At 68.4% G+C, this 1,295-nt stretch carries 1 protein-coding gene; it reads right to left on the reverse strand.

Annotation, left to right across the window (positions count from 1 at the left end; translation table 11 throughout):
* A partial coding sequence (locus tag ON26_RS01290; protein ID WP_040794076.1) for an acetate--CoA ligase occupies positions 1-1,295 on the reverse strand: 1,295 nt, incomplete at both ends.

Below are 1,295 nucleotides of genomic sequence, written 5' to 3' on the forward strand. Positions count from 1 at the left end.
GATGCCGGGGAGTGGGGTCATGGCGGCGCCGGGTTTGGTGGCGGTGGCGCCGGGTAGGGGGGAGATCATGATGGCGCCGGTTTCGGTTTGCCACCAGGTGTCGACGATGGGGGTGTGGTCGGCGCCGAGGGTGTGGCGGTACCAGCGCCAGGCTTCGGGGTTGATGGGTTCGCCGACGGAGCCGAGCAGTCGCAGGCTCGACAGGTCGTGGCTGTCGGGGATGTGGGCGCCCCATTTCATGAAGGTGCGGATGAGGGTGGGGGCGGTGTAGTAGGTGGTGACGCCGTATTTTTCGATGATTTCGAAGTGGCGGTGTTCGGTGGGGGAGTTGGGGGTGCCTTCGTAGACGATTTGGGTGGTGCGGTTGGCCAGGGGGCCGTAGACGATGTAGGAGTGGCCGGTGATCCAGCCGATGTCGGCGGTGCACCAGTAGATGTCGTGGCCGGGTTTGTGGTCGAAGACGTAGTGGTGGGTGTAGGCGGTTTGGGTGAGGTAGCCGCCGCTGGTGTGGAGGATGCCTTTGGGTTTTCCGGTGGTGCCGGAGGTGTAGAGGATGAACAGGGGGTGTTCGGCGGGGAAGGGTTGGGCTTGGTGGTCGTCGGAGGCGTGGGCGACGGTGTCGTGCCACCACAGGTCGCGGCCTTCGGTCCAGGGGGTGTCGATGCCGGTGCGGGCGACGACGAGGACGTGTTCGACGGTGTGGCCGGGTCCGGTGAGTGCCTCGTCCACGGCTGCTTTGAGTGGGGCGGGGGCGCCGCGGCGGTATTGGCCGTCGGTGGTGATGATCAGGCGCGCTCGGGCGTCGTCGGCGCGTTGGCGCAGGGCGGCGGGGGAGAAGCCGGCGAAGACGACCGAGTGGGTCAGGCCGAGGCGGGCGCAGGCGAGCATGGCGATGATGGCTTCGGGGATCATCGGCATGTAGATGGCGACGCGGTCACCGGCCACCAGGCCGAGTTCGGTGAGGTAGTTCGCGGCGCGGCTGACTTCGGTGAGCAGGTCGCGGTAGGTGAGGGTGCGGGTGTCGCCGGGTTCGCCTTCCCAGTGGATGGCGACCTGGTCGCCGTGGCCGGCCAGGACGTGGCGGTCGAGGCAGTTGTAGGCGATGTTGAGTTCGCCGTCGGCGAACCAGCGGGCGACGGGGGCGTCGGTCCAGTCGAGGATTTCGGTGAACGGGGTGTGCCAGTGCAGGCGGCGGGCCTGCTCGGCCCAGAATTCCAGCCGGTCGGCGTCGGCGCGGTCGTAGAGCGAGGCGTCGGCGTTGGCCTGGGCGACGAACTCCGGCGACGGCGGGTAGG

The organism is Nocardia higoensis NBRC 100133, from assembly GCF_000308595.1.
GTDB lineage: Bacteria > Actinomycetota > Actinomycetes > Mycobacteriales > Mycobacteriaceae > Nocardia > Nocardia higoensis.